This window comes from Arthrobacter sp. AIWTK1 (assembly GCF_056680535.1).
Genome location: NZ_CM155287.1, coordinates 3,266,386 through 3,290,016, shown reverse-complemented (window position 1 = coordinate 3,290,016; position 23,631 = coordinate 3,266,386). Strand labels below are relative to the sequence as shown.

Below are 23,631 nucleotides of genomic sequence, written 5' to 3'. Positions count from 1 at the left end.
TAAACTTCTCCTTGCCTTTGATAGAAACAGAACATCTGACGCCGTGATGATTATCTTGTGAGGACGACTCCCAATGAACCGTAGGTAGATGGCCCACCCAAAACCGCGGCCTCCTGAAGCGTCACCTTTCTGATAAATTCCGCAAATAGTCCACGATCATTGCCGTCCAGCTTGAAAGATGGGTTGTTTGTCTTGACAGCGTCCACCGAGGAACTCACCTGATAGGACCCTGGAAGTTTGTTGTTATTGCCGGAAAGTACCCAGCCCCGAATGGAGAGTTCGGCAAATGCCACGATTGTGTAGCTCTTGTCCCCGGCGGCCTTGAATATTGGTATCAGCGTCGTGACGGGTTTTCCGGATGCGAGTGTTTCCCCCCAACTTTGAAACGTTGATTCGCAGGACTTCTTCAGGTCGTTCCCGGGATCCGAAATCACGACTGGATCAACAGTGAGATCAACTCGTGCTTTGCAGTCTCCGTTGTCCTTCAACCATCCGAATCCTCCCGGGATCTCCATTCCCGAGTTCGTAGGATGGCCGCCGTTGTCGAGCTTGCACGCGTAGGTTTCTGTGGCTTTTTTTCCATGCGTCGGAAAGAATTGAACTCCCTTTTGGAATAGTGGATCTGTCTCACAAATCGAAAATGTCAGCGCCGCGACATCCGCTGCTGCAAAACCTCCGAACTTGGCTTGGGCAGACGCCTGGATCTCGACGGAGTCGTTGCCGAGTATGCGAGCCAAGTAGAGGGAGAAATGCTCGCCGTTAGCGCCCGCCGGCGTAGCCGTCGTCACATTGACCGTGCCAGCGTTGACCGTTGCCGAGACGACCTGGCTGGCCCCATCCAATGCGTTGCCATTTGCGAACGGGGCTGCCTGAGCCTTTTGATCCGCCCCGCAGGGCGCCGCCGACACCCTATTGGCGCAGTCCTGAGCAATAGCGAGGGCTGCTGAATCGGCGCCGTTCTGAAGCTGAGCCTTCTCGGAATACATTGCGCCGACATCTACGGCGAGTGCTGTGAAGCCCAGCAAAGCGACAGTAAGAAGGGCTGCAACTGGTGCTACTACTCCACGTTCGGATTCCCGGGCGCTGCCGGCTTGAGCCAGCGTTCGGGCTAACCTCCGCATCGCATTACTCCTTTTGCTGAGATGGTCAGGACATCAGGCAGGAATGGCAACAAGGAAGGAAGCCCCGTCAAGTAGTCGACATCGGCCTCGATGTCCACATTTGCGTCGAGTCCCGGCTTACAGGTACTGATGGCGATATCGCCGGTTCCCAAGTTCGCAATGGGCGCGGCGTCAATGGCGACCTGGACAGCTGATGCCTTAGAGTCGGCTTCTGTGTAATGAATGGCCATATAGCGCGCAGATTCACGGGCTGCTTGGGCCATCGAGACTTGGATGCTGAACGCCCTGCCGTATTCCACCACTCCTAGGATGAGTGCCAGGAAGATCGGTAGAATGAGAGCGAATTCGACTGCAACAGCCCCTAGTTCTGTCACTCTTGAAGATTCTTGTGTACTGCGTAGGCGTTTCATCACAGGCCAGCTAATACGGATTGAAAACCCGGGATGAGTTGCAAACCGAGTACTCCGACAGCCACAACTATGACTGTGGCAATGAAGCCGGCTAGAAGCGCGTATTCAGATGCGGTCGAGCCATTCTGCAGCGGTTGAATGGAACGACAAACGCCAAATAATCGTGCTGCGATTGCCTTCGCCTTGATTTTGAGACTTTGCACAACCCCTCCTCTGTAGATAGCGGGAACGCAAGAGCGGGGACGGCTGCAGAGGAGCAAATGCTCGATCTAAACCATCCCCGCTCCTGGGTTGTTCTTTGGCTGCCTAAGGAGCAGCGGGGGCGAGCTTTGCACCGACCTTGTCGAACATGAGGTCGAGGTTGGTGCCGATGAGCGCGACTGCAACGATGATGACCACGGCAATCAGAGCTACCATCAGGCCGTATTCAACCGCAGTGGCACCCTTTTCCGATGCGAGACGGTTCTTGACGCCGGCAACATAAGCCATCATTGAGACCATGAGAGAAGTCATTTGAATTTCCTTTTCCAGAATTTTGAATTCGGTCTACGGAATCCCTTCCCCCCAGTTTTCTAAGAGCCGGAGTTCCGTTGGGACAACATTGGCACGGTGAATTATGGCGCGACAATGCGTACTTGTACTCGACTTTTTTCTACGTTGTTTGTAGTGCTACCTAGTGCACACGGGTGAGTACTCATGTTTCGCAGGAGAGCAGATGGTTAGTACTTAGACAGCTATGACGTGTGTAAGCGTGTGTGCCCTTTGTGTGCTGTGAGAGCTGTGCTACCGAAGTGACAGAATCACTAGATATGAAGCGGCAATCATCGACGGTCCGAAGGCGACTTCGCTCAGTGTTCCTCTGCTTTTCAAGCGCATGAGGACGAAGGTTGCCAAACCGCCAATGACAAATCCGAAGGCTCCGCCATAGAAGAGATGCGTCCAACCCAAGTAGCCCAAGTACAGGCCGATGGGTGCGGCCAGCTTTACGTCACCCATTCCAATGCCGTTTGGCGAAATAATGGCCAGAACCAGGTAGACAACGAACAGGATCGCGGCTGAAACGACGGCTCGCAGGAGGGAACCCCAGTCCGGGGTGAGGGCTGCCGAGGCCGTGAAGAGTGTTGCGCCGGCCAACAGGAGGAATAAGACGACTCTATTGGGCAGCAATTTTTGCCCAATATCAATACGAGAGAGTTGCACGCCTATGATGGCTAGGAAAATAAAGGCTGGTAATTCCCATGCGATACCCAAACGCAATGCAAAAAGACCTGAAAGAGTGCCGGTGAGTACCGCCGTGGTAACTCTTATCCGAATGGCCGGCGGGCCGCCCAGGCGCGGCATAGTGCGCACGATGGTCCAGTCCGCTGCTAACCCCAGCACTACGCCCAGAACGCCGACGACCACAACGAACAAGGGTTGGGCGGATGCGGCATTAGCGAAGAGGGTCACTGAGACTCCTAGGACGGATCGGGCCGGCGACATCAGGACCGGCGCAGGCTGGCTACCAAGAGCGTATTCGTATTGCCTCATTGCAATACCTTTCGGGAACAGTGATTCGTTGCATCCGTTCAAAACCTGCGGCTAGGTGATGTCGATGTAGTGGCGATACTCTTCTGCAACGATAGTCATTGCGGGTCTTTCCTTTCCGGACGAAGATGCCGTGAACTGGCGCCGGCCTGGAAGGGTTCTTTCGAGGCAGCTCTCTAATGAGTCACAGGTGGCACCCTGGACGACCTTCTCTCAAGCCATCGGAAGAGGACAGGCCGGCGCGAGCCCCACCGAACGGACAGGTCATAAAAAAGACACCGGGACCGGGTCAGAGTCAACGAGAGTCACGTCCAGCAGGACTGGCAGCCATCCTGCCAGCCAGGCACCAGGCCAGCCACCACCCATTAGAGAGTCAACGCGCTATTTTGGACAGTGGCCTCTGTACCCGCTATTCTTGATAGTCGTTGTGCGTGTCCTTTCTCGATGATGCGTGCCCGCTGAGAATCCGGTTGCAGGATAACTACTCCTCGGGCATATTCGAGACTTCTGGACCACTGGATTCATAGAGCCCTCACCTCTGTTCCGGTAGCGCATAGATAGTAGGTGCACACGCTTACGTGACACCTAAACAAGAACGCCAGAACAAGAACGAGGCAAACACCGTGCGTACGTACACCCCGAAGCCCGGCGATATCAACCGCCAGTGGCACGTCATTGACGCCACCGACGTTGTCCTTGGTCGTCTCGCCAGCCAGACCGCAATCCTGCTGCGCGGCAAGCACAAGGCCACCTTTGCTCCCCACATGGACATGGGCGACTTCGTCATCATCATCAACGCCGAGAAGGTTGCCCTGACCGGCGCCAAGCTCGAACAGAAGCGCGCTTACCGCCACTCCGGCTACCCGGGCGGCCTGACCTCCGTCAACTACGCGGAGCTGCTGGAATCCAACCCGGTTCGCGCCGTGGAGAAGGCCATCAAGGGCATGCTCCCGAAGAACTCCCTCGCTGCACAGCAGCTGGGCAAGCTGAAGGTTTACCGCGGTGCAGAGCACCCGCACGCCGCCCAGCAGCCCAAGACTTTCGAAATTTCCCAGGTCGCCCAGTAGTCCTGGCCACCAAACAACTTATCTATACAAGGAGAACCGTGGCTCAGAACGAAGAGACCACCGAAGCCGTTGAGGCAGAGGAAACCCTGACCAGCTACACCTCGGAAAGCGGAGCTGCTGAAGCTGCTGCGCCGAAGAAGGAGCGCCCGGCACTGACCGTTGCCGGCGCAGCTGTTGGCCGCCGCAAGGAAGCCGTTGCACGCGTTCGCGTTGTGCCGGGCTCCGGCAAGTGGATCATCAACGGCCGCGAGCTGGCGAACTACTTCCCGAACAAGCTGCACCAGCAGGACGTCAACGAGCCCTTCAAGATCCTCGATCTTGACGGCGCTTACGACGTCATTGCCCGCATCCACGGCGGTGGCCCCTCCGGCCAGGCCGGTGCACTGCGTCTCGGCATCGCCCGTTCACTGAACGAGATCGACGTCGAGAACAACCGCGCCACCCTGAAGAAGGCCGGCTACCTGACCCGTGACGCACGCGTCATCGAGCGTAAGAAGGCCGGTCTCAAGAAGGCCCGCAAGGCTCAGCAGTACTCCAAGCGCTAAATCCGCTTGCAGGCGCCTCTGGCGCTTACCGGAAGCCCGTCCCGCCACTCGGCGGGGCGGGCTTTCGCCGTTAAGCGCAGGTCCGTCGTCTAAACTTGACCCGATGTCTAGATTATTTGGAACAGATGGTGTCCGGGGCCTGGCTAACGGCCTGCTCACAGCAGAGTTGGCGATGCAGCTGGCGCAAGCGGCCGCCGTCGTCCTCGGCCACGACCGCAGCACGAACGGCTCCCGGCCGCGCGCCGTGGTGGCCCGCGACCCGCGTGCCAGTGGCGAGTTCATCTCGGCAGCCGTCTCGGCGGGACTGTCCAGTTCCGGCATCGACGTTTACGATGCCGGCGTCCTCCCCACTCCTGCCGCCGCCTACCTGGTGGCCGATCTCAACGCCGACTTCGGCGTCATGATCTCCGCCTCCCACAATCCGGCCCCGGACAACGGCATCAAATTCTTCGCTAGGGGCGGGCAGAAGCTCCCTGACGAGGTTGAAGATGCCATCGAGGCGCAGATGGGCAAAGATCCTGTCAGGCCCACAGGCAGCGACGTAGGCCGAATCCAGACCTTCTCAGACGCCGAGGACCGCTACATCGTCCACCTGCTCGGGACCCTGCCGCACCGCCTGGACGGGCTGAAGGTGGTCCTCGACTGCGCCCACGGTGCCGCCAGCGGCTGTTCACCGCAGCTCTTCAACGACGCCGGTGCCGAGATCGTGGTCATCGGCGCTGAGCCCGATGGCCTGAACATCAACGACGGCGTGGGCTCAACCCACCTCGGCGCCCTCCAGAAGGCCGTAGTGGAACACGGCGCCGACCTGGGCATCGCCCACGACGGCGACGCCGACCGCTGCCTGGCCATCGACCACGAAGGCAACGAGGTGGATGGTGACCAGATCATGGCCATCCTCGCCCTGGCGCTGAAGAACTCCGGCAAGCTCAAGGACAACGTCCTGGTGGCCACCGTCATGAGCAACCTCGGCCTGAAGATCGCCCTCCGCAACGCCGGCATCACCATCCGCGAGACTGCGGTGGGGGACCGCTACGTTCTTGAGGAAATGCGCGACGGCGGCTACAATCTCGGCGGCGAACAGTCCGGCCACGTAATCTTCGCTGACCACGCCACCACCGGCGACGGCCTCCTGACCGGCCTCCAGCTGGCCGCCCAGGTGGCACTCACGGGCAAGTCGTTGAAAGAACTTGCCGCGGTGATGACCAAGCTTCCGCAGCTCATGATTAACGTCAAGAACGTGGACAAGGCCCGAGCCGGCACCGACGAGGGCGTCCTGGCCGCCGTGGCTGAAGCTTCCGCGGAACTCGGCGAGACCGGCCGGGTGCTCTTGCGGCCGTCCGGAACGGAGGCCCTGGTCCGTGTGATGGTGGAGGCGGCCGACATGCCCACCGCCGAACGTATCTGCAAGCACCTCGCGGCAGTGGTGGAGGAACGACTGGCCGTCACGCCGGCCGTCTAAGCCCACGCACAACAAAAAAGTGGTCCGCCCCATCCGGAGGCGGACCACTTTTTCATTGTGCTCAGGAACTAAGCCCGGGTGCTGCCGCTCTGGAGTGCATCCCGGATTTCGGTGAGGAGTGCGATCTGCGGATCTTCGGCGGCCTCTTCCTTGACTTCGGTATCAATACCGAGCCGTCGGTTGCGGCGTTCGATCATGTGGTTCATCGGCACGATGACCACGAAGTAGATGGCCGCGGCCACCAGCAGGAACGAAATGACGGAGGAGATGACGGATCCATACATGAATCCCTCCCACTGCATTTCTTCAATGCCCTTGGCATTGAACAGGCGGCCGATCAGCGGAGTCAGCAAGCCTTCAACGATTGAGGTCACGACGGCGCCGAACGCCGCACCCATGACCACAGCGACGGCAAGGTCTACGACGTTGCCCTTCATAATGAAATTCTTGAATCCGGTCAACATGGGACCCAGACTAGCGCCGGCTTGTGAACACGGTGTGACGACAAGGTAATTTCCCGGCGTGTCGGCCCGGACGCCAGGTGCCGTAGACTCGCGTCTGCCGAAGGACGGTGCATGCTTGTGTGGGGACGGGACGGGAATGGTGCAACACCGACTGAAGAAGCATGATTGTTCTCTTCACACGACTGATGTTGTCGAGCGTCTGGGACTCCTCGTGCCATTAATCGCGGAGGAGGAAGACAGGCCGGTTCGGCCGGCCGAGTTGGCGGACTGGATCTCCGTCGAGACCGAAGACGAACCCGAGATCGCCGAGCACCGATGGCTGGTGGAACTGGACGACGCCGTCGGTCTGCTCGTTCGCCACGACCACGACGACCTGGCGGACCTGTTGGGTGAGCAGGCCGGTGTCCGTTCGGTTATCCAGCTCGATCGCGAAGTGTTCGCCGTCGACGCGCCCCGGTTGTGTGCCGATGGACTGCGGGCAGCCGTTATGCAAGCCGTCGCTGCTGCCAACAGAAGGGCCCACGATACGCGTGCGGGGCGCCGGCCGGGCACCCCAGCCGGGGACGGCGTCGCTCCGCCCGACACAGCCCCCACGGCTCAGGCAACACAGCCGGCACAGACAGTGGAACCTCCCGAAGACGACGACCTGTGCCGGCTGGTCTCCGGGGATGCCAGCAGTGAGGGGCGGAAAGTTCAAATATGGGTCAACCGGAACGGCATCCTCATCCTGCCCGCCGGTACCATCCCGCACGGCCCGCTGGACCAGAGTGAGAACCCACATTTTCAGCGCGCCACCGTTACGCCGGCCCGTGCGGATGGCCTTGCACAGCGCCTTGCAGGGAGATGGATCCCCTACTCCTCCCTCAGCAAGCTCCGGCTGCGCCGGCCCGGGCTGGTGCGACGTCGGTGGACGGCTACCGTCGTCGAGCAGAATGGCGCGTCCGTCCCCTTGAGCTGGCGCGGCACCCGTCCACACGCACTGTTGTTCTGGGGGTACGTCGTCGCCCGGTGCGGCCTCGGCACGGTTGACGGACTGCCCTAAAGGACGAGCCGGGTAAGTAGGAGCCCTTGGTCGCTTCCAGGATTTCTGGCGATGCGTTGCCCGTGATCCACACTCGGCGTGAAGGGGGTACTCCAGCCGCGCCTCAAGCGAGCCGCGGGCAACACGGCCGTAGGCTGAGCTTTCCTTGGTTGCGCCGCCGGGCTCCCAGCCATGCCGAATCCGGCGAAGCCCTACAGATACCCCGGCGCCGCTTCCAGTCCGAAGTACTCCTCCAGCGTCGCAATGCCCTTGGCTGACATGTCCGCTGCCGCCTCCACCCCGATGAACCGCAGGTGCCAGGACTCGTAGTAGTACCCGGTGATCTCGTGGAACATCCACGGATACCGCACCACGAAACCGAACCGGTGCCCGTTGGCCTTGGCCCACACTGCCGCAGGCTGTTCGGCGAAACACGGCTGGAAGCTGCACGCTCCGCCGCCGTCGCCGATGTCAAAAGCCCAGCCGGTCTGGTGCTCGGAGAAGCCCGGCCTGGCCGAGGCCGTGTCAGCCTCTGCCTGCCCCCGGGCCGCAACATAGCCGTTGTACGTTGCCACCTGCGTGCCGTACGAACGGTAGCCGCTTGCCAGGGTTATGGTGACGCCGTCCTGCGCTGCCGCGGCAAACATCTGTTCCGCGGCAGCCGCCGTCGTGCTGTTCAACTGGGCTGCCTCGCCCGAAACTGCCAGGGCGACGTTCGGCTGCACCAGGTCCGCCGGAACGTAGTCAGCGGGGGAGAGCGGACGGTGCTTGTTGACCACCAGCCACGGGCTGGCCGGATCCGTCAGTGAATGCTGGTGGGGCAGCCCGGCCGCGGGCGAGGCGGGCGTCGGCGCGGAAGTGGGAGTCGGCGTCGCCACCGCACCCGGTTCACTGGCGGCGGTGGACGTCGCTGGCGCTGCGGTGGATGGCGTTGCAGTCTGCGAGGTCGATGCTGACATTGCAGAAGGGGAGGACGACGACGGCGGCCGGGTTCCGGCGTCGGGCGTGCAGGCCGCCAGGGCAGTCAGTCCGGCACCGGCGGCCAGGAGCTTGGCGACAGACCGCCTGCTCGGCGCCGGCACGGCAGCAGCGGAACAGTTGTGGCACACGTGTGCTAGACCTTCCGCAGCAGCATGCGGCGGATGGAATGGTCCGCTTCCTTGGTGAGCACCAGCTGGGCCCGGCCCCGGGTGGGGAGGACGTTCTCCTCCAGGTTGGGCTCGTTGATGCGCTTCCAGATATCGCGGGCGGTGCTTTCGGCTTCCTCATCGGACAGCGTGGCGTAGCGGTGGAAGTAGGACTCTGGCTGGGCAAAGGCAGTGGTCCGCAGCTTGCGGAACCGGTCCACGTACCATTCCTCGATGTAGGAGGTCTTGGCGTCGACGTAGATGGAGAAGTCGAAGAAATCACTCAGGGCCAGCCCCTGCTTGCCGTCGTGGCGGGGGCGGGCGGGGGCCAGGACGTTCAGGCCCTCCACGATCAGCACGTCCGGCCGGCGGACCACTACTTCCTTGCCGGGCACAATGTCATACGTGACGTGGGAGTACCAGGGAGCCCGGACCTCTTCCGCGCCGCCCTTGATCTCACTCACAAAGCGAAGGAGCGCGCGGCGGTCATACGACTCCGGAAAACCCTTGCGCTCCAGGAGGTGCCGGCGCTTCAGTTCGGCCAGGGGATACAGGAAACCGTCGGTGGTGATGAGCTCCACGTTGGGCGTACCCGGCCAGCGGCGGAGCATCTCGCGGAGCACGCGGGCGATGGTGGACTTGCCCACGGCCACGGAACCGGCCACGCCGATCACGAAGGGTGTGCGCTGCGTCTGTTCGCCGAGGAACGTGGTGGTGGCGGAGTGCAGCTGGCCCGCGGCCTCCACATAGAGGTGAAGCAGCCGTGAGAGCGGCAAATAGACTTCGCGGACTTCCTTCATGTCCAGCGGATCACCGAGCCCTCTGAGACGGACCACGTCCTCTTCATTCAGAGGCTGTTCCATCTGGGCTGCGAGCCGGGACCAGGTCTGCCTGTCCAGCTCCACGAACGGGGAGACACCCTCTCCATTCGCTTCATTGCGTTGCAAAGTCACGTTAGAGATTCTGCCCTCCGCGACGCTGAGAGCGAAATGGAGCACGTCGCATCCGCTGTAACGGGGCCCGGCGCCTGCCCCGCCGCGGCTGCAACGAACGTCACTGGACTCCGAGTCCATATAAGCTTGGCTCTATGTGTGGAATCGTAGGATACGTAGGCCATTCATCGGGCCGGGTAAATGGTGGGCACAACGCGTTGAACGTTGTCCTGGAGGGGCTTCGCCGCCTGGAGTACCGGGGTTACGACTCGGCTGGCGTGGCCGTGGTCTCGGACGGAGTCATCTCGTCCCGCAAGAAGTCAGGGAAGCTGAGCAACCTGATCGCGGAACTGGATGAGAAGCCGCTGCCGGATTCCTTCACCGGAATCGGCCACACCCGCTGGGCCACGCACGGCGGGCCTACGGACCAGAACGCGCACCCGCACCTGTCCGACGGCGGCAAGCTGGCCCTGATCCACAACGGCATCATCGAGAACTTCGCCGAGCTCAAGCTGGAGCTGCTCGAAAAGGGCGCTGTGTTTGCGTCCGAGACGGACACGGAGGTGGCCGCCGCGCTGATCGGCGACATCTTCCGCAACCAGCTGAACGGCAACGCCGCCAACGGCGGGCTGACGAAGGCCATGCAGCTTGCCTGCCAGCGGCTCGAGGGCGCCTTCACGCTGCTGGCCGTGCACGCGGACCAGCCCGACGTCGTCGTGGCGGCCCGGCGCAACTCGCCGCTCGTGGTGGGCCTGGGTGACGGGGAGAACTTCCTCGGCTCGGACGTCTCCGGCTTCATTGACTACACCCGCCGCGCCGTGGAACTGGGCCAGGACCAGATCGTGACCATCACAGCTGACACGGTGGACATCACGGACTTCTTCGGCGCCCCGGCCCACGGCAAGGAATACCACGTGGACTGGGACCCGTCGTCGGCGGAAAAGGGCGGCTTCCCGTCCTTCATGGAGAAGGAAATCCACGACCAGCCTGACGCAGTGGCCAAGACCCTCCTGGGCCGCTACGACCTGGACGGCAAGCTCACGCTCAACGAGATGCGTATTGACCCGGAGCACCTGAAGGGCATCACCAAGATCATCGTGCTGGCGTGCGGCACGTCCGCGTACGCCGGCCAGGTGGCCAAGTACGCCATTGAGCACTGGTGCCGGATCGCCACGGAGGTGGAGCTCTCGCACGAGTTCCGCTACCGCGACCCGATCGTGGACGAGAACACCCTGGTGGTGTCCATCTCCCAGTCCGGCGAGACCATGGACACCCTGATGGCCGTCCGGTACGCCAAGGAACAGGGCGCCAAGACCCTCTCCATCTGCAACACCAACGGCTCCACCATCCCGCGCGAATCCGACGCCGTGCTGTACACGCACGCCGGTCCGGAGATCGCCGTCGCCTCCACCAAGGCGTTCCTGGCGCAGATCGCCGCCGCGTACCTGCTGGGCCTTTATTTGGCACAGCTGCGCGGCAACAAGTTCCAGGGCGAGATCAAGGACATCCTGGCCGACCTCGGCAAGATCCCGGCGAAGATCCAGGAAATCCTGGATCACGAAGGGGAGATCAAGGATCTTGCCCGCTCCATGGCCGGTGCCAAGTCCGTGCTGTTCCTGGGCCGCCACGTCGGCTTCCCGGTGGCCATGGAAGGCGCACTCAAGCTCAAGGAGCTCGCCTACATCCACGCCGAAGGCTTCGCCGCCGGCGAGCTGAAGCACGGCCCGATCGCGCTGATCGAGGAAGGCCAGCCCGTGTTCGTGGTGGTTCCCTCCCCGCGCGGCCGGAACTCGCTGCACGCCAAGGTGGTCTCCAACATCCAGGAAGTCCGGGCCCGCGGCGCGAAGACCATCGTGATCGCAGAAGAGGGTGACGAGGCCGTCAAGGCCTACGCCGAGCACGTCTTCTACATCCCCGAGACGCCCACGCTCCTGGCGCCCCTGCTGGCCACCGTGCCGCTGCAGATCTTCGCCCTCGAACTTGCCACGGCCAAGGGATACGACGTGGACCAGCCACGCAACCTGGCCAAGAGCGTGACCGTAGAATAAGCCGCATGATTGTTGGCATTGGCGTAGACGTCGTAGACATTGAACGGTTCGGCCGGCAGCTGGAACGGACCCCGGGGCTCCGGGACAGGCTGTTTGTCCCTGCCGAGCGCGAACTGAACACCCGCTCCCTGGCCGCGCGTTTTGCGGCCAAGGAAGCCGTGGCCAAAGTTCTGGGCGCCCCGGCCGGCATGAACTGGCAGGACTGCTGGATCGGCCTGGACCAGAATGGCCCCACCGTCCAGGTGAAGGGCACCGTGCTGGCCGTCGCCGAGTCCAAGGGCGTCAAGCGCTGGCACCTGTCCATGAGCCACGACGGCGGCATCGCCACGGCGACCGTCCTGGCGGAAGGGTAAGCGCGCAATCTCCACCTGACGGCCCGCAGCGGACCTAGCACCGATTGGACTGAACCAATGATCAGCGCCTACACCGGCACCCAGATTCGTGAGGCCGAAAAACCCCTTCTCCGTGCAGGTGCGGGCGCTGTTCTGATGCAGCGCGCAGCCTACGGCCTGGCCAATGCCGTGGTCCGGGAACTCACGGCGCGCGGGCTCCGCCCCTACGGCGCCAGCGTTTCCGTGCTGGTCGGCAAGGGCAACAACGGGGGAGACGGGCTCTTCGCCGCCACCTTCCTGGCCGCCCGCGGAATGCGTACGACGGCGGTGCTCACCGCCGGCGAGGCCCACCCGGACGGCCTGGCCGCCTTTGAGCGGGCCGGCGGCCGCGCCCTGATCCTCACCGACCACAACGCGGGCGAACTGGCAGCGGAAGCCGCCGGCGCCGACGTCGTGATCGACGCGGTGCTGGGGACCGGCGCCCAAGGCGGGCTCCGCGGCGCAGCGGCCTCCCTCGTCGGGAAGCTGCGGACCGGGGAACACGGGTTCGTGGTGGCCTGCGACATCCCCAGCGGCGTGAACGCGGACACCGGCGAGGCCTATGACCCGGTTCTTCCGGCCGACCTCACCGTGACGTTCGGTGGAGCGAAGGCCGGACTGCTCGCTGATCCCGGCGCCGACTATGCCGGGCGGGTGGTGGTCATCCCCATCGGCATCGAGGCCGAACTGCCGTTGCCGGTGCTGCGGCGCCTGGAATCCGCCGACCTTTCCCGGCTGCTGCCCCCGCCGGGCCGCCGCTCCCACAAATACACCCGCGGCGTCCTGGGCGTCGTTGCGGGCTCGCAGCAGTACCCGGGGGCTGCCGTCCTCGCCTGCCGCGGCGCCCTCGCGGCCGGAGCCGGAATGGTCCGGTACCTTGGCCCGGCCGAACCGACCCGGCTGGTCCGGCAGGCATGCCCGGAAGTGGTGTGCGGACCGGACAACGTGGCTGACGCGCACGTCCAGGCCTGGCTGGTCGGTTCGGGTATCGCCGATGGCGACGACGAGCAGCTGCAGCGGGTGCGCGACGCCGTCGAGTCGGGACTGCCCGTAGCCGCCGACGCCGGTGCGCTGCCCGCCCTCCCTGACGCCCTGCCTCCGCACGTGGTGCTGACGCCGCACGGCGGCGAACTGGCGCGCATCCTGCAGCGCTACGGAATCGACCTCGGGCGGCAGGGCGTGGACGGTGCCACGCTGGACGCCGTGCGCCAGGCGGCTGAACGAACCGGAGCCACAGTCCTGCTCAAGGGCGCCACCACCCTGGTGGCCGCGCCCTACGGCCCGGTTTTCAGCCAGGCTGAAGCCACGCCGTGGATGGCCACCGCCGGCAGCGGTGACGTGCTGGCCGGGGTGCTGGGCTCCCTGCTGGCCCAGCATGCTGACGACGAGGAACGGTTTGGCGCCTGCGGGATTTCCGCGGACCAGCGTTGGGCAGCCCTCGGGGCCGTGGCGGCAAGCCTGCACGGCCGTGCAGGCACACTGGCCTCGGGCGGCGGCCCTGTGACCGCCGGTATTATCGCCCAGTCCCTGCCCGAGGTGATGCGCACTTTGTAATCATTCCGCGCAAACCGTGGGAAAACAATTACTAAACCTACTTACTAGTAGTCTGTCTAGAGATTAATCCGTAACGCACGAGGAGTACACATGGAAGTCTGGCCCGGATCGGCATACCCGCTGGGAGCCACCTTTAACGGAACTGGCACGAACTTTGCGCTGTTCAGCGAAAGGGCTGAAAAGGTGGAACTGTGCCTCTTCGACGATAAGGGCGCGGAGACCCGGATCGAGCTCCTCGAAGTCGACGGCTACGTGTGGCACTGCTACCTGCCCCACATCCAGCCCGGCCAGAAATACGGCTACCGGGTCCACGGACCCTACGATCCCGCATCCGGAAACCGGTTCAACGCGAACAAGCTCCTGCTGGACCCTTACGCGAAAGCCGTGCACGGCCAGATCGACTGGGACCCCGCGCTGTTCTCCTACAACATGGGCGATCCCGATTCCCGTAATGACGCGGATTCCGCCCCGCACATGATGATGGGCGTGGTGATCAACCCGTTCTTCGACTGGGACGGAGACCACAACCCCAGGATTCCGTACCACAAGTCCGTGATCTACGAGGCCCACGTCAAGGGCCTCACCCAGCTGCACCCCGAAGTTCCGGAGGACCAGCGCGGCACCTATGCCGGCGTCGCGCACCCGTCGGTCATCTCCCACCTGCAGAAGCTGGGCGTCACGGCCATCGAACTGATGCCGGTGCACCAGTTCGTCAACGACGGCATCCTGGAAGACAAGGGCCTCAACAACTACTGGGGCTACAACACCATCGGCTTCTTCGCCCCGCACAACACCTACAGCTCCACCGGTGACACCGGCCAGCAGGTCCAGGACTTCAAGGCCATGGTCCGTTCGCTGCACCAGGCCGGCATCGAAGTGATCCTCGATGTCGTATACAACCACACCGCCGAAGGCAACCACCTGGGCCCCACGCTGTCCTTCAAGGGCATCGACAACCCCGCCTACTACCGGCTCATGGACGGCGACGAGAAGCACTACATGGACTACACGGGCACGGGCAACTCGCTCAACGTCCGGCACCCCCACTCCCTGCAGCTCCTGATGGATTCGCTGCGCTACTGGGTGACGGAGATGCACGTGGACGGCTTCCGGTTCGACCTCGCCTCCACGCTGGCCCGCGAATTCTACGATGTGGACAAGCTGTCCACCTTCTTCGAACTTATCCAGCAGGACCCGGTAGTGTCCCAGGTCAAGCTGATCGCCGAGCCGTGGGACGTGGGCCCAGGCGGCTACCAGGTGGGCAACTTCCCGCCGCAGTGGACGGAATGGAACGGTAAGTACCGCGACACCGTGCGCGACTTCTGGCGCGGAGAACCGGCCACCCTGGGCGAATTCGCCTCCAGGATCACCGGCTCCGCCGACCTCTACGAGCACTCCGGCCGCCGTCCGGTTGCCTCGATCAACTTTGTCACCGCCCACGACGGCTTCACCCTGTCAGACCTGGTGTCCTACAACGAGAAGCACAACGAAGCCAACGGCGAGGACAACAACGACGGCGAATCCCACAACCGCTCGTGGAACTGCGGCGCTGAGGGCCCCACCGACGACCCCAAGGTCCTGGCCCTGCGCGCCCGGCAGCAGCGCAACTTCATCGCCTCGCTGCTGCTCTCCCAGGGCGTGCCCATGCTGCTTCACGGCGACGAGATGGGCCGCACGCAGCAGGGCAACAACAACGGCTACTGCCAGGATTCCGAGCTGACCTGGATCAACTGGGACAACGTGGACCAGCCCCTGGTGGAATTCACCGCCGCCGTCAATGCGCTCAGGCACAAGCACCCCACCTTCCGGCGCAGCCGCTTCTTCGACGGCAGGCCGGTCCTGCGCGGCGAAGGCGAACGGCTTCCGGACATCGAATGGCTGGACGTGGACGGCTCCACCATGAAGCCCGAAGACTGGGACAGCGGCTTCGGCCGCTCGGTGGGCATGTTCCTCAACGGCGACGGTATCCGCGGCCGCGACGAACGCGGCCGCCGCATCACCGACGTCAACTTTGTGCTCTACTTCAACGCGCATGACGACGAAGTGAAGTTCACCCTGCCTTCCGACGAATATGCTCCCGCCTGGGACATCATCATCGACACCGCAGGGCACAACGCCGACACCGAACCCGTGGAAGCCGGCGGTGTCCTGGCCGTCGACGCCAAGTCCCTCGTGGTGCTCCGCGCCCACAGCGTTCCGGAGACCGAGCCGGACCACTCGGTGGCAGCATCCCTCGCGGCACTGACGCAAACCGCTACCAGCGAGACGGCGGCGCTGACCTCACCGGCCATCGCCGAGCCCGCCCAGGCAACGAGGGCAAGGTCTGCCGGCAAGGCGGATTCATGAGGACGCCGGTCTCCACGTACCGCCTGCAGATCCGGCCTTCCTTCACGCTGCAGGACGCCGCCGCCGAGGTCCCTTACCTGAAGTCGCTGGGCGTGGACTGGATCTACCTGTCCCCGATCCTGACGGCGGAAAAGGGATCGGACCACGGCTACGACGTCACGGACCCGTCCACAGTGGACCCGGACCGTGGCGGTCCCGAGGGCCTCGAAGCTGTGTCCCGGGCGGCCCGCGCCGCCGGCATGGGCGTCCTCGTGGACATTGTGCCCAACCACGTCGGCGTGGCGTCGCCGTACCAGAATCCCTGGTGGTGGTCCCTGCTCAAGGAAGGCCGCAAGTCCCCTTACGCAGAAGCGTTCGACGTCGACTGGGACTTCGGCGGCGGACGCGTCCGGCTGCCCGTGCTGGGGAGCGACGACGACCTGGACAAGCTGGAAATCCGCGACGGCGAACTCCGCTATTACGACCACCGGTTCCCGCTGGCCGAAGGAAGCTTCACCGAGGGGGATGACCACCGTGACGTCCACGCCCGCCAGAACTACGAACTGGTGGGCTGGCGCCGCGCGGATACGGACCTCAACTACCGCCGCTTCTTCGCCGTCAATACGCTGGCGGGCGTCCGGGTGGAAGTCCCCCGGGTGTTCGACGAAGCCCATGCCGAAGTGGTCCGCTGGTTCCGCGAGGGGCTGGCGGACGGGCTCCGGATCGACCACCCGGACGGGCTGGCCGACCCGGAGGGCTACCTTCGGCGGCTCCGCGAAGTGACCGGCGGCAGCTACCTGCTGATCGAGAAGATCCTGGAGCCGGGGGAGAAGCTGCCCGCTTCCTTCGATTGCGAAGGGACCACCGGGTACGACGCGCTGGCGGACGTGGACCGCCTCTTCGTGGACGCCTCGGCGCAGAAAGCCCTGGACCAGCTCGACGGCAGGCTCCGCGGCGGAGAACCCGCAGACTATGAGGAAATGATCCGCGGAACCAAACGCCGGATCACCGACGGCATCCTGCACTCCGAGGTCCTCCGGCTGGCGCGGCTTGTTCCGGCCGGGACGGACCTCGACGGGGCCGGGGTGGACGGGGGCCACGCCGCTGACGCGGTCTCCGAGATCATTGCCTCCTTCCCCGTGTACCGGACCTACCTCCCGAATGGCGAGGACGTCCTCAAGGAAGCCTGCAGCCTCGCGGCACGGAACCGCCCGGACCTCGCTGCGGCCATTGAAGTGCTGCAGCCGCTGCTGCTGGATTCCGGCTCGGCGCTGGCACAGCGGTTCCAGCAGACCTCCGGCATGGTGATGGCCAAGGGCGTGGAGGACACTGCTTTCTTCCGCTACACCCGGCTGGGAACCCTGACGGAGGTGGGCGCCGATCCCACCGAGTTCGCCCTCGACCCTGCCGAGTTCCACCGGCGGATGGCGCGGCGGGAAGCCGACCTGCCCTTGTCCATGACCACGCTGAGCACGCATGACACCAAGCGCAGCGAGGACACCCGCGCCCGGATCTCCGTGATTTCGGAGTTCGTGGCGGAATGGGACAAGGTCCTGGCCAAACTGCAGGAACTTGCACCGCTGCCCGACGGGCCGCTGGCAAGCCTTCTGTGGCAGGCCATCGCCGGCGCATGGCCTGCCTCCCGGGAGCGGCTCCAGCAGTACGCCACCAAGGCCGCCCGCGAGGCCGGAAATTCGACCGACTGGCTGGACCCCAACGAAGCGTTCGAACAGAAGCTGGCTGCCGCCGTCGACTCCGCGTTCGATAACCCGGAGGTCCGTGCGGAACTGGAGGCCTTCGTGGCGCTCCTGGAACCGTACGGCGCGGCAAACGCGCTGTCCGCCAAACTGGTGCAGCTGACCATGCCTGGGGTCCCGGATGTGTACCAGGGCACCGAGTTCTGGGACCGTTCGCTGACGGATCCGGATAACCGCCGTGCTGTGGACTTTGCCGCGCGGCGGAACGCGCTGGCCGAACTCGACTCCGGCGTGCGTCCGGCCTCGTACCAGGATGACGCCGCCAAGCTGCTGGTGACTTCGCGGGCGCTCAGGCTCCGGCGTGACCGGCCCGAGCTCTTCACCGGCTACTCGGCCCTTGCGGCCACCGGCCCCGCGGCGTCGCACCTGGTGGCGTTCAGCAGGGGAGCCGGCCAGTCTGCCGGAGCCCTCACGCTCGCCACCAGGCTGCCGCGCCGGCTGGAACAGTCCGGCGGCTGGCAGGACACCACGGTGGCGCTGCCGGCGGCCATGACAGATGAGCTCACCGGCAGCAGCTTCGGGCCCGGGCCGGTGTCCGTTGCGGACATCCTGGCCAGCTACCCCGTTGCACTGCTGGTACCAGCAGTCGTTGCCACTACCGACGGATCGGAGAACCACGGATGACCCACCCCGTAAGCGGAAGCGGACGCTTCGACATCTGGGCGCCGGACGTCACAGCCATCACGTTGCTGGCAGACGGCGTTGAATACCCCATGAGCCAACGCGGTGAGGGCTGGTGGACGGCGCCCGGTGCCCCGGCCAAGGGAGAGGTGGACTACGGCTACCTGCCGGGGACTGACACCACCCCATTGCCGGATCCCCGCTCCCGCCGCCAGCCGGAGGGGGTCCACTCCCTGTCCCGCACCTTTGATCCCTCCGTCTATGAGTGGGCGGACGGAAACTGGGCGGGCCGGGAGCTGCAGGGCGCCGTCATCTATGAACTGCACATCGGCACCTTCACTCCCGAGGGCACCCTGGAAGCCGCCGCCGGAAAACTGGGCTACCTCAAGGACCTCGGCGTAGACTTCGTGGAACTCCTGCCCGTCAATGGCTTCAACGGCACCCACAACTGGGGCTACGACGGAGTGCTCTGGTACACCGTCCATGAGGGCTACGGCGGGCCCGCAGCCTACCAGCGCTTCGTGGACGCCGCGCACGCCGCCGGCCTGGGCGTCATCCAGGACGTGGTGTACAACCACCTCGGCCCCAGCGGCAACTATCTGCCGCGCTTCGGGCCCTACCTTAAGTCGGGGGAGGGGAACACCTGGGGCGACTCGGTCAACCTGGACGGGGGCGGGTCCGACGAGGTCCGCCGCTACATCCTGGACAACGCGGCCATGTGGCTCCGGGACTACCACGTCGACGGGCTGCGGATCGACGCAGTACATGCCTTCAAGGACGAGCGCGCGGTCCATCTCCTGGAGGAGTTCGGCGCCCTGGGCGACACCGTGGCCGCCGAAACCGGCCGGCCGATCACCATGATCGCTGAGTCGGACCTCAACAACCCCCGCCTGCTGTACCCCCGCGACGTCAACGGGTACGGGCTGGAGGGCCAGTGGAGCGACGACTTCCACCACGCCGTCCACGTGAACATCAGCGGCGAGACAGAGGGCTACTACAGCGACTTCGATTCACTGGGCGCCCTGGCCAAGGTCCTGCGCGACGGCTTCTTCCACGACGGCAGCTACTCCAGCTTCCGCGGCCGGCACCATGGACGGCCCATCAACACCGGGCTGGTGCACCCTGCCGCCCTGGTGGTGTGCAGCCAGAACCACGACCAGATCGGCAACCGGGCCACCGGCGACAGGCTCTCCCAGTCGCTGACCTACGGGCAGCTGGCCCTGGCTGCTGTCCTCACGCTGACGTCCCCGTTCACGCCCATGCTCTTTATGGGGGAGGAATACGGCGCCACCACGCCGTGGCAGTTCTTCACCTCTCACCCCGAGCCGGAGCTGGGCAAGGCGACGGCGGAAGGGCGCATCAAGGAGTTCGAGCGCATGGGGTGGGATCCCGCCGTCGTGCCCGATCCCCAGGACCCCGAAACCTTCAGCCGTTCGAAACTGAAGTGGGCCGAAGCCGCCGAGGGTGACCACGCACGGCTCCTGAACCTCTACCGGGCCCTCACGGCGCTCCGCCGTTCCACCCCTGAACTCGCAGGCCTCGGGTTCACGGACACCGCGGTGGAGTACAGCGAAGAGGACAGGTGGCTGCGGTTCCGGCGCGGAGACGTGCACGTGGCACTGAACTTCTCCGAACAGGCGGTCAAGCTCGAGGACGCTGCCGGCACGCTGCTGCTCTCCACCGACGAGGCCACAGTGCCCGACGGCGGTTCGCTGATGCTGGCTCCTTGGAGTGCCGCCATTCTGAAGGCTTAACTTCAGCCTCTGTCCTTACGCCGCGGGCTGTTTGTGTCAGCCCGCGGCGTAACACCGGATTTGTTGGCTGTTGTGTGCATCACAGCTGGCAGGATTGCAGGTATGACTTATTCTGCAGCGGACAACCGCTATGAATCCATGCCCTACCGCCGCGTCGGACGCAGCGGGCTCAAACTTCCGGCCATCTCACTTGGCCTCTGGCACAACTTCGGCGATGACAAGCGCTTCGAAGAGCAGCGCGCCATCCTTCGCCGCGCCTTCGACCTCGGCGTCAACCACTTTGACCTGGCCAACAACTACGGCCCGCCGGACGGCTCCGCGGAAACCAACTTCGGCCGCCACCTGCAGGACGATTTCAAGCCGTACCGCGACGAACTGGTCATCTCCACCAAGGCCGGCTACTACATGTGGCCCGGTCCGTACGGCGAGTGGGGCTCCCGCAAATACCTGATCTCCAGCCTGGACCAGTCGCTGCAGCGCATGGGCCTGGACTACGTGGACATCTTCTACAGCCACCGCCCCGATCCGGAAACGCCCATGGAGGAGACCATGGGGGCGCTGGACTACGCCGTGCGCTCCGGCAAGGCCCTGTACGCGGGCATCTCCTCCTACACGCCCGAGCAGACGATCGAGGCCGCCCGGATCCTGAAAGACCTCGGCACCCCGCTGCTCATCCACCAGCCCAGCTACTCCATGCTGAACCGCTGGACCGAGGACGGTGCGCCCAACCTCTATGAGGCCCTGGACCAGGTGGGCGCAGGTTCCATTGCGTTCTCCCCGCTCGCCCAGGGCATGCTGACGGACCGCTACCTGAACGGGGTTCCGGCCGATTCGCGCGCCGCCAAGGAACGGTTCCTGTCCGAGTCGGCGCTCACCGAGGACAAGCTGGACCGGGTCCGCGGGCTCAACAAGATCGCCGGCGGCCGCGGGCAGTCGCTCGCGCAGATGGCCATCGCCTGGATCCTCCGCGACCAGCCCAAGGGTTCGCCCGTAACGTCCGCGCTGGTCGGGGCGTCCAGCGTGAAGCAGCTGGAGGACACGTTGTCCGCCATCAACAACCTGGCATTCTCGCAGGAGGAGCTGAAAGCCATTGACGAGTTCGCCGTCGAATCCGACATCAACCTCTGGGCCCAGAAGTAGCCTGCGCGTAAAGGTGGCCGCCGCGTAACAGAGCGGCGTAATAGAGCCGCCGGGGCCAACCGGGAACAAGTCCGGCCCCGGCGGCGTTGGCTACAATGCAAGGGTGCCCAATGGCGCCGTGCCCATCAGCCGCCGTCGCACATCAGAGTGCAGCCGCGCGGGGCAGTGAAGTTTGTTCTCAAAGGAGTTCCGTGTCTTCAAATCCGATTCGTGTCGCCATCGTCGGTGTGGGTAACTGCGCCGCTTCCCTGGTCCAGGGTGTCCACTACTACCGGGATGCCGACCCCAAGGCCACGATCCCCGGTCTGATGCACGTGGAGTTCGGTAAGTACCACGTCAACGATGTTCACTTCGTTGCAGCCTTCGATGTTGACGGCAAGAAGGTCGGCGTTGACCTGGCCGACGCCATCCTGGCCAGCGAAAACAACACCATCAAGATCTCCGACGTTCCGCCCACCGGTGTGACCGTCCAGCGCGGCCCCACCCTGGACGGCCTCGGGAAGTACTACCTCGAGACCATCGAGCAGTCTCCGGAAGAGCCGGTCGATGTTGTCCGGGCCCTGAAGGACGCCAAGGTTGACGTCATGGTCTGCTACCTGCCCGTTGGTTCGCAGGAAGCCGCCGAATTTTACGCACAGGCCGCAATCGACGCCGGAGTCGCGTTCGTCAACGCCCTGCCGGTGTTCATCGCCGGGACCAAGGAGTGGGCGGACAAGTTCACCGCCGCCGGTGTCCCGATCGTGGGCGACGACATCAAGAGCCAGATCGGTGCCACCATCACGCACCGCGTCATGGCCAAGCTCTTCGAAGACCGCGGCGTCACGCTGGACCGCACCTACCAGCTCAACGTCGGCGGCAACATGGACTTCAAGAACATGCTGGAGCGCGACCGCCTGGAATCCAAGAAGATCTCCAAGACCCAGGCCGTCACCTCCAACGTCGAAGCCGAACTGGCTGCCAAGGACGTGCACATCGGCCCGTCCGACTACGTTCAGTGGCTGGACGACCGCAAGTGGGCCTTCGTCCGCCTCGAAGGACGCAACTTCGGCGACGCCCCGGTTTCTTTGGAGTACAAGCTCGAAGTGTGGGACTCACCCAACTCCGCCGGGGTGATCATCGACGCCATCCGTGCCGCCAAGATCGGCCTGGACCGCGGCATCGGCGGCCCGCTGCTCTCCGCCTCGAGCTACTTCATGAAGTCCCCGCCGGAGCAGTTCAACGACGACCTCGCCCGTGAAAAGGTTGAGGCCTTCATCCGCGGAGACCTGGAGCGCTAAGCTCCTTTTTCCCGCTCCCCCGGTTGCCCTATCACTTACGGCTCCTAAACCGCTGGTTTGGCCGCTGTAAGTGATAGGGCAACCGGCGCTTAACGGCAAGGGAGGGCGTGCCGGACCCTGCCCACCGCGCGGCGGAAATCATCAGCCAGATCGTCCGCGTTGAACTTGAAATACCTCCAGCCCGCCGAGTTGAATGCTTCGTCGCGGCGATTGTCGCGGGACTGTTGCTCGCGCGTGAGGTGATGACCGCCGTCGTACTGGATGGCCATCCGATGCTTACGGTAGCCGAGGTCTGCAGCGGGTGAGTACGGATCCTCCGCGACGATCCGCACCTGCAACTCCGGCTCCGGCAGACCGGCTGCGGTCAATGCCAGTCGCAGGAAGGTCTCAGGCGCGGAGTCGGCCCCCGGCCGAATCAGTTGCGCAGCCTCGCGCGCCTTCACGATGCCTTTGAGCTTCGGGTGGCGCTTCATTATTGCGTGCAACTGGGAAAGCGTTGCCCACGGCTCCGTTCGGCCCTCTAGCTCCGGGCGCGGGCGCCTTACCAGCTGGTCACCCACGGCTACGAGGTCTTCAAGGGGCAGCAGCCGGGCAAGGTCAAGCCAGGTTCGGGCGGGAGTGGAGATGCGGATGCCGTCCATCACCATCACCTCGTCCTCAAAAGCCAGGACTGTATGCCCCACGACGCCCGTGCGCCGAACCGGGGGCAGCGCTTTGGGTTTACTCAGGTGCAGCTCGCGGCAGCCGCGGTACCAGGCTGGCAGCCACAGCCCGTGCAGCGTTGCGGCCGTTAGGTGCGAGATCCACGCGCCCGGGGTCACCGCCGAAAGTGCCCGGGCCAGGCCGCGCAGTTCAAACTCCCAGCCGGTGGGCAAGTAGAGTAGTCGCCCGGCCGTCTCGAGGTCGGATGACCGGAGCCGGGCGGCGCTGAGGCCGGCGCCCCGCGCTTCGTGGACCGTGAACGGGGCGGCGGACAAATGGGCCGGGAGAGGCGCGGGTGGTCGCATGCGCCCCATTGTGGCTCGAATGCCGCGGACCCGCAGAAGTTATCCACACCCTCCCGTTGCGCTATCACTCTCGGTCCCCAACAGGCCGGAATGGCAGCCAC

The 23,631-nt window shown here is 64.4% G+C and carries 20 protein-coding genes; 12 read left to right on the top strand and 8 right to left on the bottom strand.

Translation table 11 applies throughout. From position 1 onward, the window contains the following. Window positions 1-50 precede the first annotated feature (50 nt). The 4 genes from AC1MDG_RS14995 to AC1MDG_RS14980 all read right to left on the bottom strand — a co-directional run bounded on the left by AC1MDG_RS14995 (window position 51) and on the right by AC1MDG_RS14980 (window position 2,980). Window positions 51-1,121, bottom strand: coding sequence for a pilus assembly protein TadG-related protein (locus AC1MDG_RS14995; protein WP_479804814.1), 1,071 nt, complete (start codon window positions 1,119-1,121; stop codon window positions 51-53). Further along, window positions 1,109-1,495, bottom strand: a complete 387-nt coding sequence (locus AC1MDG_RS14990; protein WP_479804813.1) for a TadE/TadG family type IV pilus assembly protein — start codon at window positions 1,493-1,495, stop codon at window positions 1,109-1,111. Before AC1MDG_RS14990 ends, AC1MDG_RS14995 begins: the two co-directional genes overlap by 13 nt. Window positions 1,496-1,837: 342 nt before the next feature. Beyond that, the gene (locus tag AC1MDG_RS14985; protein ID WP_479804811.1) at window positions 1,838-2,044 is read right to left on the bottom strand and encodes a Flp family type IVb pilin; all 207 of its coding nucleotides are present in this window, start codon (window positions 2,042-2,044) and stop codon (window positions 1,838-1,840) included. Between the two features lie 270 nt (window positions 2,045-2,314). Then, window positions 2,315-2,980 carry a prepilin peptidase gene (locus AC1MDG_RS14980; protein WP_479804810.1) on the bottom strand — a complete coding sequence of 222 codons (666 nt, stop codon included), beginning with the start codon at window positions 2,978-2,980 and terminating at the stop codon, window positions 2,315-2,317. Window positions 2,981-3,681: 701 nt separating this feature from the next. Here AC1MDG_RS14980 and rplM point away from each other — a divergent pair. From rplM to glmM, 3 genes are all read left to right on the top strand, one after another. Beyond that, window positions 3,682-4,125 carry a 50S ribosomal protein L13 gene (gene rplM, locus AC1MDG_RS14975; RefSeq protein ID WP_011692756.1) on the top strand — a complete coding sequence of 148 codons (444 nt, stop codon included), beginning with the start codon at window positions 3,682-3,684 and terminating at the stop codon, window positions 4,123-4,125. A 38-nt stretch (window positions 4,126-4,163) separates the two neighbouring features. Continuing rightward, window positions 4,164-4,670: a 30S ribosomal protein S9 gene (gene rpsI, locus AC1MDG_RS14970; RefSeq protein WP_043482963.1), complete on the top strand. Its 507-nt coding sequence runs from the start codon at window positions 4,164-4,166 to the stop codon at window positions 4,668-4,670. 103 nt (window positions 4,671-4,773) lie between these two features. Further along, a complete protein-coding gene (gene glmM, locus AC1MDG_RS14965) occupies window positions 4,774-6,132 on the top strand; it encodes a phosphoglucosamine mutase (protein ID WP_479804807.1) in 1,359 nt (452 codons plus the stop codon). Window positions 6,133-6,200: 68 nt separating this feature from the next. Here the strand turns inward: glmM and mscL are convergent, their stop codons facing one another. Continuing rightward, a complete protein-coding gene (gene mscL / locus AC1MDG_RS14960) occupies window positions 6,201-6,596 on the bottom strand; it encodes a large conductance mechanosensitive channel protein MscL (RefSeq protein WP_479804806.1) in 396 nt (131 codons plus the stop codon). Between the two features lie 211 nt (window positions 6,597-6,807). Here mscL and AC1MDG_RS14955 point away from each other — a divergent pair, with 211 nt between their 5' ends. Further along, window positions 6,808-7,638: a hypothetical protein gene (locus AC1MDG_RS14955; protein WP_479804805.1), complete on the top strand. Its 831-nt coding sequence runs from the start codon at window positions 6,808-6,810 to the stop codon at window positions 7,636-7,638. 191 nt (window positions 7,639-7,829) lie between these two features. Here AC1MDG_RS14955 and AC1MDG_RS14950 read toward each other — a convergent pair whose 3' ends face one another. Both AC1MDG_RS14950 and coaA read right to left on the bottom strand, forming a co-directional pair. Next, window positions 7,830-8,726: a M15 family metallopeptidase gene (locus AC1MDG_RS14950; RefSeq protein ID WP_479804803.1), complete on the bottom strand. Its 897-nt coding sequence runs from the start codon at window positions 8,724-8,726 to the stop codon at window positions 7,830-7,832. Window positions 8,727-8,731: 5 nt separating this feature from the next. Beyond that, window positions 8,732-9,697, bottom strand: coding sequence for a type I pantothenate kinase (gene coaA / locus AC1MDG_RS14945; protein WP_082049759.1), 966 nt, complete (start codon window positions 9,695-9,697; stop codon window positions 8,732-8,734). A 134-nt stretch (window positions 9,698-9,831) separates the two neighbouring features. Here coaA and glmS point away from each other — a divergent pair, with 134 nt between their 5' ends. The 8 genes from glmS (at window position 9,832) to AC1MDG_RS14905 (ending at window position 22,523) form a co-directional block, all read left to right on the top strand. Then, window positions 9,832-11,724, top strand: a complete 1,893-nt coding sequence (gene glmS / locus AC1MDG_RS14940) for a glutamine--fructose-6-phosphate transaminase (isomerizing) (protein ID WP_479804801.1) — start codon at window positions 9,832-9,834, stop codon at window positions 11,722-11,724. Between the two features lie 5 nt (window positions 11,725-11,729). Beyond that, window positions 11,730-12,077: a holo-ACP synthase gene (locus AC1MDG_RS14935; RefSeq protein WP_043482943.1), complete on the top strand. Its 348-nt coding sequence runs from the start codon at window positions 11,730-11,732 to the stop codon at window positions 12,075-12,077. Window positions 12,078-12,134: 57 nt separating this feature from the next. Further along, window positions 12,135-13,649 (top strand): NAD(P)H-hydrate epimerase, encoded by a 1,515-nt coding sequence (locus tag AC1MDG_RS14930; RefSeq protein WP_479804799.1) that lies wholly within the window; start codon window positions 12,135-12,137, stop codon window positions 13,647-13,649. Window positions 13,650-13,739: 90 nt separating this feature from the next. After that, the gene (gene glgX / locus AC1MDG_RS14925) at window positions 13,740-15,995 is read left to right on the top strand and encodes a glycogen debranching protein GlgX (protein ID WP_479804797.1); all 2,256 of its coding nucleotides are present in this window, start codon (window positions 13,740-13,742) and stop codon (window positions 15,993-15,995) included. Beyond that, on the top strand, window positions 15,992-18,355 hold the full coding sequence (gene treY, locus AC1MDG_RS14920; RefSeq protein WP_479804795.1) for a malto-oligosyltrehalose synthase: 2,364 nt from the start codon (window positions 15,992-15,994) through the stop codon (window positions 18,353-18,355). The genes glgX and treY overlap by 4 nt, the downstream gene beginning before the upstream one ends. After that, window positions 18,352-20,106 (top strand): malto-oligosyltrehalose trehalohydrolase, encoded by a 1,755-nt coding sequence (gene treZ / locus AC1MDG_RS14915; RefSeq protein ID WP_479804793.1) that lies wholly within the window; start codon window positions 18,352-18,354, stop codon window positions 20,104-20,106. The genes treY and treZ overlap by 4 nt, the downstream gene beginning before the upstream one ends. 102 nt (window positions 20,107-20,208) lie before the next feature. Next, window positions 20,209-21,246 (top strand): L-glyceraldehyde 3-phosphate reductase, encoded by a 1,038-nt coding sequence (gene mgrA, locus AC1MDG_RS14910; RefSeq protein ID WP_479804791.1) that lies wholly within the window; start codon window positions 20,209-20,211, stop codon window positions 21,244-21,246. Between the two features lie 191 nt (window positions 21,247-21,437). Continuing rightward, on the top strand, window positions 21,438-22,523 hold the full coding sequence (locus tag AC1MDG_RS14905) for an inositol-3-phosphate synthase (protein WP_479804790.1): 1,086 nt from the start codon (window positions 21,438-21,440) through the stop codon (window positions 22,521-22,523). 89 nt (window positions 22,524-22,612) lie between these two features. Here the strand turns inward: AC1MDG_RS14905 and AC1MDG_RS14900 are convergent, their stop codons facing one another. Next, window positions 22,613-23,530, bottom strand: a complete 918-nt coding sequence (locus AC1MDG_RS14900) for a DUF559 domain-containing protein (RefSeq protein WP_479804789.1) — start codon at window positions 23,528-23,530, stop codon at window positions 22,613-22,615. Window positions 23,531-23,631 lie beyond the last annotated feature (101 nt).

What these genes read in the sequence shown, in the direction of transcription:
- glgX (WP_479804797.1), top strand. Translation starts at nt 13,740, where the DNA reads ATGGAAGTCTGGCCCGGATCGGCATACCCGCTGGGAGCCACCTTTAAC.
- mgrA (WP_479804791.1), top strand. Translation starts at nt 20,209, where the DNA reads ATGACTTATTCTGCAGCGGACAACCGCTATGAATCCATGCCCTACCGC.
- glmS (WP_479804801.1), top strand. Translation starts at nt 9,832, where the DNA reads ATGTGTGGAATCGTAGGATACGTAGGCCATTCATCGGGCCGGGTAAAT.
- glmM (WP_479804807.1), top strand. Translation starts at nt 4,774, where the DNA reads ATGTCTAGATTATTTGGAACAGATGGTGTCCGGGGCCTGGCTAACGGC.
- AC1MDG_RS14900 (WP_479804789.1), bottom strand. Translation starts at nt 23,530, where the DNA reads ATGCGACCACCCGCGCCTCTCCCGGCCCATTTGTCCGCCGCCCCGTTC.
- mscL (WP_479804806.1), bottom strand. Translation starts at nt 6,596, where the DNA reads ATGTTGACCGGATTCAAGAATTTCATTATGAAGGGCAACGTCGTAGAC.
- treY (WP_479804795.1), top strand. Translation starts at nt 15,992, where the DNA reads ATGAGGACGCCGGTCTCCACGTACCGCCTGCAGATCCGGCCTTCCTTC.
- AC1MDG_RS14930 (WP_479804799.1), top strand. Translation starts at nt 12,135, where the DNA reads ATGATCAGCGCCTACACCGGCACCCAGATTCGTGAGGCCGAAAAACCC.
- AC1MDG_RS14935 (WP_043482943.1), top strand. Translation starts at nt 11,730, where the DNA reads ATGATTGTTGGCATTGGCGTAGACGTCGTAGACATTGAACGGTTCGGC.
- AC1MDG_RS14985 (WP_479804811.1), bottom strand. Translation starts at nt 2,044, where the DNA reads ATGACTTCTCTCATGGTCTCAATGATGGCTTATGTTGCCGGCGTCAAG.
- AC1MDG_RS14995 (WP_479804814.1), bottom strand. Translation starts at nt 1,121, where the DNA reads ATGCGGAGGTTAGCCCGAACGCTGGCTCAAGCCGGCAGCGCCCGGGAA.
- treZ (WP_479804793.1), top strand. Translation starts at nt 18,352, where the DNA reads ATGACCCACCCCGTAAGCGGAAGCGGACGCTTCGACATCTGGGCGCCG.